This window comes from Kitasatospora sp. NPDC048286, from assembly GCF_043201735.1.
Lineage (GTDB): Bacteria > Actinomycetota > Actinomycetes > Streptomycetales > Streptomycetaceae > Kitasatospora.
The window spans coordinates 241454-247636 of the sequence record NZ_JBICZE010000011.1 but is presented as its reverse complement, the minus strand read 5'-3'; the positions used below and the strand labels follow the sequence as shown (position 1 = coordinate 247636).

The following is a 6183-nucleotide window of genomic DNA, read 5'->3' as shown; positions in this document are numbered from 1 at the left end:
CGGGCCCGGGGGGGCCCGTGGGGGGGGCGGGGGGGGGGCGGGGCGGCCCCCCCCCCCCCCCCCCCCGGCCCCCCCCCCCCCCCCCCCCCCCCCCCCCCCCCCCCCCCCCCCCCGGGGAGGGTGGTTCAGGGCCGCAGGGTCTGCCCCTGGGCGGGGCCCTCGACGGCGGTGAGGTAGGCGCGGGCGACGTCGGCGGCGGGGGTGCCGCCGGCCGGGTCCATGCCGAGGCGCTGCAGGGTCTCGGCGATCCAGCCGGGGCTGACGACGTTGATCCGCAGGCCGCGCGGCAGTTCGGCGGCGGCGTTGCGGACGAAGCCCTCCAGGGCGGAGTTGACGGTGGCGCCGAGTGAGGCGCCGGCCAGCGGGGTGGCGAAGTTGCCGCCGGTGAGGGTGATGGAGCCGCCGTCGCGCAGGTGGTGCTGGGCGCGCCGGGCCAGGGCGATCTGGCCGAGGAGCTTGCCCCGCATTCCGGCGAGGAACTCCTCGTCCGTCACGGAGGCGAGGTCGACCATCGGGCCGGAGGCGGCGCAGCTGACGACGGCGTCGAGGTCGGGCAGGTCGGCGAAGAGGGTGTCGAGGGTGGCCGGGTCCTCCAGGTCGACGGTCACCGGGCCGCTGCGCGAGGCCCGGACGACCTGGTGGGTGGTCTCCAGGGTGTGGGTGACGGCGCTTCCGAGGGTTCCGCCGGCTCCGATCACAAGTACCTTCATGCCGACGATCATCACAGCGACCGGCCCGTTCAGGCGGGCTTTTCGGCGAGGGTGTGGGCGACGAGGGCGTTGGCGTGGCCGTGGCCGAGGCCGTGGTCGGCCTTGAGCCAGGCGACGAGTTCCATGTGCCTGGTGAGCGGGGAGGTGCGGATGAGGTCCTTCCACTCCTCGATCGGGCGGCCGTACTTCTTCTCGATGGACGGGAAGTACGAGGCGGGGCCCTTCACGGCGGCGGCGGTCATGAGCGTGGTCCTCTCGAAAAGCGCGGTGCGGTCACGGGGGTAGACCGTGACCGCACCGCGAACTCATCGCCCCCGAAGGGTGATCCCGGTCACACCCCGGCGGTGGCCCGGCCGCGGCCGCGGCGCCGGCCGGCGGGCGGGGTGGGGTCGGCGTTCCAGGCGGCGACGGGGTTGCCGAGCCAGCGGGTGGCGCCGGGGACGTTCTCGCCGCGCATGACGAGGGAGGCGGGGCCGACGGTGGTGCCGGCGCCGAGGGTGGAGTTGAGCAGGACGATGGAGTGCGGGCCGGTGGTGGAGCCGGCGGCGAGGTGGACGGGGCCCAGGCGCATCACCCGGTCGTGGAAGAGGTGGGTCTGCAGGACGGTGCCGCGGTTGACGCTGGCGCCGGCTTCGACGGTGACGAGGTCGGTCTCGGGCAGCCAGTGGGTCTCGCACCACACGCCGCGTCCGATGCGGGCGCCGAGGCTGCGCAGCCAGGCGTTGAGGTAGGGGGTGCCGGTGATGGTGTGGCCGCCGAAGGGCATGGCGAGTTCCTCGACGAAGGTGTCGTAGAGCTCGTTGCGCCACACGAAGGAGGACCACAGGGGGTGTTCGGCGACGCGGAAGCGGCCGACGAGCAGCCATTTGGCGGCGGTGGTGACGGCGCAGGCGACGACGGCGGCGGCGGTGAGGACGAGTCCGGCGGCGGCGAGGGCGGTGCCGAGTCCGTAGTCGTCGCGCAGTTCCTGGAGGGCGGCGAGGACGAGGTCGCCGAGCAGGGCGGCGAGGACGATCGGCAGCAGTCGGCAGAGTTCGACGCCGGCGCGGGCCCACATCAGGCGCCGGGGCGGGTTGTAGGTGCGGCCTTCGGCGCCGGTGTCGGCGACGCGGGGCAGGGCGAAGGCGGGGCGGCCGAGCCAGGAGGAGCCTTCGGGGGCGTGGGCGGGGGTGTCGGACAGGACGCCGACGAGGGAGCCGGCGGGCAGGTGGCGGTCGGGGCCGACGATGCCGGAGTTGCCGACGAAGGAGCGGCGTCCGACGTGGGAGGGGCCGAGGTGGAGCCAGCCGCCGCGCAGCTCGTAGGGGGCGACGAGGGTGTCGTCGGCGAGGAAGGCGCCGTCGTCGACGCGCATCAGGCCGGGCAGGGCGAGCACGGTGGAGGCTTCGACGCGCCGTCCGACGCGGGCGCCGAGCAGGCGCAGCCACACGGGGGTGAAGAGGCTGGCGTAGAAGGGGAAGAGGGTGCGCCGGGCGGTGTCGCTGAGGCGGCTGACGGCCCAGGCGCAGAAGGCGACGCGGCCGGTGGCGGGGTGGAAGCCGGGGCGCAGCGGGCGGGAGAGGAGGCGTACGAGGAGCGCTATGAGGGTGGCGTAGCAGGCGAGGGTGAGGGCGGCGAGGGGGATGGTGGCGGGCAGGAGTCGGACGAGGGCGCCGGCGAGGGTGGTGTCGGTGTCGATCATCGGGTAGACGATGAACAGGGCGGGCAGGGCGGCGAGGATGGGGACGAGGCCGAGGACGGCGAAGCCGGCGCCGTAGGCGAGGTTCCAGCCGCGGGAGACGGGGGCCGGGGCTGACGGCCAGTCGGTGGGGGCGTCGGTGGCGGGGCGGGCCGGGGAGCCGGTCCAGTGTTCGCCCGGGGGGACGGTGGCGGTGACGCAGGAGCCGGGGGCGATCTCGGCGCGGGCGCCGATGCGGGCGCCGGGCATGAGGGTGGCGCGGTGGCCGATGCGGGCGCCTTCGCCGATGTCGAGGTGGCCGACGTGGAGGGTGTCGCCGTCGAGCCACCAGCCGGCGAGGTCGGCTTCGGGTTCGACGCAGGCGTTGGCGCCGAGGCGGGCGAGGCCGGTGACGGGGGGCAGGGTGTGGAGTTGGACGCCGGGGCCGACGCGGCAGCCGAGTGCGCGGGCGTAGCGGGGGGCCCAGGGGGTGCCGGCGAGGGCGGCGGTGGCGAACATGGCGGTGTGGCGTTCGGCGGCCCACAGGCGCAGGTGGACGTGGCCGCCGCGGGGGTGGCTGCCGGGGCGGATGCCGGCGGTGAGCAGGCGGGCGCCGGCGGCGGCGAGCAGGGTGCGGCCGGGGGCGCTGTAGAGGAGGAGGAGTCCGGCGGCGACGGGCCACCAGGAGCTGTGGGGGGCCCAGGCGAGGTGGCTGCCGGTGAGGTTGTCGAGGGCGATGAGGACGAGGATCCAGCGCAGTCCGGCGAGGGAGAACATGCCGAGCAGGAGCAGGGTCTGCCACAGGCCGGCGCTGCGGGGGGTGCGGCGTACGGTGCGGGCGCGGACGGCCGCGGTGGCGGCGGTGGCGGCGGTGGCCTCGGGTGGGGTGGTGGGGGTGAGGGTGTCGAGGTAGGCGGCGAGGTCGGTGAGGACGGGGTGGGCGTACAGGTCGGCGACGGAGACGCCGCCGTGGCGGGTGCGCAGGTCGGAGACGAGGTGGGCGGCGGTGAGGCTGGAGCCGCCGAGGGCGAAGAAGTCGTCGCCGGGGCCGGGGGGTGTGCCGAGCAGGCGTTCCCAGTGGCCGGCGAGCCAGCCGGCGGTGCCGTCGAGGGTCTCGGCCGAGGAGGTGGCGGAGGCGGTTGCGGTGGTGGCGAGCGGCCAGGGCAGGGCGCCCCGGTCGACTTTGCCGGAGGTGCGGGTGGGCAGGGAGTCGACGAGGGCGAGGACGGGCACCAGCGGGGCGGGCAGGCGTTCGAGCAGGTGCCGGCGGGCGCTGGTGAGGTCGGGGGTGGTGCCGGGGTGGGCAACGAGGTAGCCGACGAGGAGGTCGGCGCCGGCGGGGGTCTTGCGGACGGCCGCGGCGGCGGCGCGGATGCCGGGCAGGGCCTGGAGGGCGGCGTCGATCTCGCCGAGTTCGATGCGGCGGCCGCCGAGTTTGACCTGGTCGTCGGCGCGGCCGAGGAAGACGAGGCCGTCGGGGTCGTTGCGGACGAGGTCGCCGCTGCGGTAGACGCGGGGTGAGGCGAGGGCGGGGTGGGCGCTGAACTTCTCGGCGTCCTTGGCGGGGTCGAGGTAGCGGGCGGTGCCGACGCCGGTGATGAGCAGTTCGCCGGTGGCGTGCCAGGGGACGGGGTGGCCGGCCTGGTCGACGACGGCGATCTCCCAGCCGTCGAGGGGGGCGCCGATGCGTACGGGCCGGCCGGGGAGCATGCGGGCGGCGGTGGCGACGACGGTGGTCTCGGTGGGGCCGTAGGTGTTCCAGAACTCGCGGCCCTCGACGGCGAGGCGTTCGACGAGTTCGGCGGGGCAGGCCTCGCCGCCGACGATGATCAGGCGCACGGCGTCCAGGCACTCCTGCGGCCACAGGGCGAGCAGGGTGGGGACGGTGGAGACGGCGGTGATGCGCCGGGTGACGAGCCAGGGGCCGAGGTCGGTGCCGGCCTTGACGAGGGCTCGGGGGGCGGGGACGAGGCAGGCGCCGTGGCGCCAGGCGAGCCACATCTCCTCGCAGGAGGCGTCGAAGGCGACGGAGAGGCCGGCGAGGACACGGTCGCCGGGGCCGAGCGGGCGGGTCTGCAGGAACAGGCGGGCCTCGGCGTCGACGAAGGCGGCGGCGCTGCGGTGGGTGACGGCGACGCCCTTGGGGCGGCCGGTGGTGCCGGAGGTGAAGATGATCCAGGCGTCGTCGGCGGGGGCGGGCCAGGCGGGGCGGCCCGACGGGTGGGCGGCGGGGCCGGCGTGCAGGGCGCGGCCGGGGCCGAGGACGGCGCACACGGCGGCGTCCTGCCAGATCATCTCGGCGCGCTCGTCGGGGTCGTCGGCGTCGACGGGGACGTAGGCGGCACCGCAGCGCAGCACGGCGAGGATGGCGGTGTAGAGGTCGGCGGTGCCGGAGGGGATGCGGACCCCGACGCGGTCGCCGCGGCCGATGCCGTGGCCGGCGAGCTGTCCGGCGAGGGTGTCGACCTCGTGGAGCAGGGCGCGGTAGTCGAGGACGGTGTCGCCGGTGTCGAGCGCGGGCGCGTGGGGATGGGCGTCGGCGGTGGCGGCGATGACGTCGAGCAGGCTGCGGGGGTGGGCGGCCTGGGCCACCGGCCAGCCGGCCGCGGGGCCCTGGTGGGGGCGGTGCAGTGTGCCTGGGCCGGCCGTGTCGGGGCGTGCGTCCATGGATGGGTTTCCTTGGCTCCGGGGTCCTGGGGGCGCGTACGGGTGTACGGGTGTGGTGTCGGGTTGACGGGTGACGGGTGGTCACCCGCGGGAGAGCGCCCACTCACCATGACTCTGCTGGGAGTCGGCTGGATGCAGCGAGGATTCGATCAAAGGAAATTCTCATCATCGATGCCGCAATGGAGCGACGACGGTATGAATCGAATGACATTTCGCGGGTTTTCGCTCGTTTTCGCTGGTGCAGAGTAATCGCCGAATACCGGAGCAGCGCGACGGGAGCGGGAAGAGTGATGAACGCCATGGCGACCGGAACGGTACAGGTAGTGAGGGGGACACCGCCGAATCGGGGGGTTCTGGTCGGATCATCAGGCTGTTCACGGTTTTCACATCTTCATGTGGGAGTCTTTCGCACCCCGCACCGCGGAGCCTCGCTGTGAACGGCCCGGGAAAAGGCCGCTCCGGCTGGGATTCCACTGAAGACGGCGGCCCCCGGAAGAGTGCCGGCGGCCGGAACGGGAGCATGCTCGTCTGGTACGTGGCGTACGCCTCGAACCTGCACGCCGCCCGCCTCGCCTGCTACCTGCGCGGCGGGCGCCCGGACGGCGCCGCGCACGCCCAGCCCGGCAGCCGCGACCCCAGCCCGCCGCGCCGGACGGTGGCCACCGCACTGCCGGGCACGCTCTACTTCGCCGGGCGCTCGCTCACCTGGGGCGGCGGCTCGGCCTTCTACGACCCCGCCGGGACCGGTGAAGTTCCGTGCCGTTCCTACCTGGTGACGGTCAGTCAGTTCAGCGACATCGCCGCCCAGGAGATGCGCCGCTCCCCCGGCGCCGACCTCGACCTCACCGCGGCAATCGCCACCGGGCGCGCCGAACTGGGCCCGGGACGCTACGAGACCCTGCTGCGCGTCGGCGAGTCGGCCGGGCACCCGCTGCTGACCTTCACCTCCGCCCGGGGCGTGGCCGGCGCCGAGCTCAACGCCCCCACCCCGCCCTACCTGCGCACCCTGGCCGCCGGGCTGGCCGAGTCCCACGGCTGGGGCCCCTGGCGCACGGCCGGCTACCTCGCCACCCGGCCGGGCGCGGCGGGGCACTGGACGCCGCGGACGGTGGCGGCGGTGCTGGACTGAGCCGGCGGCCCCTTCCCCCC

At 75.4% G+C, this 6183-nt stretch carries 4 protein-coding genes; 1 reads left to right on the top strand and 3 read right to left on the bottom strand.

Annotated features, from left to right (window positions below; all coding sequences use genetic code 11):
- Positions 1 to 125: 125 nt before the first annotated feature.
- From ACGF13_RS26390 to ACGF13_RS26380, 3 genes are all read right to left on the bottom strand, one after another.
- On the bottom strand, positions 126 to 710 hold the full coding sequence (locus ACGF13_RS26390) for a short chain dehydrogenase (RefSeq protein WP_392879380.1): 585 nt from the start codon (positions 708 to 710) through the stop codon (positions 126 to 128).
- A 29-nt stretch (positions 711 to 739) separates the two neighbouring features.
- Positions 740 to 952 carry a DUF4287 domain-containing protein gene (locus tag ACGF13_RS26385; protein WP_392879377.1) on the bottom strand — a complete coding sequence of 71 codons (213 nt, stop codon included), beginning with the start codon at positions 950 to 952 and terminating at the stop codon, positions 740 to 742.
- Positions 953 to 1041: 89 nt separating this feature from the next.
- Positions 1042 to 5034, bottom strand: a complete 3993-nt coding sequence (locus tag ACGF13_RS26380; protein WP_392879375.1) for a Pls/PosA family non-ribosomal peptide synthetase — start codon at positions 5032 to 5034, stop codon at positions 1042 to 1044.
- A 520-nt stretch (positions 5035 to 5554) separates the two neighbouring features.
- Between ACGF13_RS26380 and ACGF13_RS26375 the strand changes: the two genes are divergently transcribed.
- Complete coding sequence (locus tag ACGF13_RS26375; RefSeq protein WP_392879372.1) at positions 5555 to 6163, top strand: histone deacetylase; 609 nt, start codon at positions 5555 to 5557, stop codon at positions 6161 to 6163.
- The last annotated feature ends 20 nt before the right edge of the window (positions 6164 to 6183 follow it).

Bases quoted from the DNA above. Each gene is read 5' to 3' on its own strand.
- ACGF13_RS26390 (WP_392879380.1), bottom strand. From the start codon at position 710: ATGAAGGTACTTGTGATCGGAGCCGGCGGAACCCTCGGAAGCGCCGTC.
- ACGF13_RS26385 (WP_392879377.1), bottom strand. From the start codon at position 952: ATGACCGCCGCCGCCGTGAAGGGCCCCGCCTCGTACTTCCCGTCCATC.
- ACGF13_RS26380 (WP_392879375.1), bottom strand. From the start codon at position 5,034: ATGGACGCACGCCCCGACACGGCCGGCCCAGGCACACTGCACCGCCCC.
- ACGF13_RS26375 (WP_392879372.1), top strand. From the start codon at position 5,555: ATGCTCGTCTGGTACGTGGCGTACGCCTCGAACCTGCACGCCGCCCGC.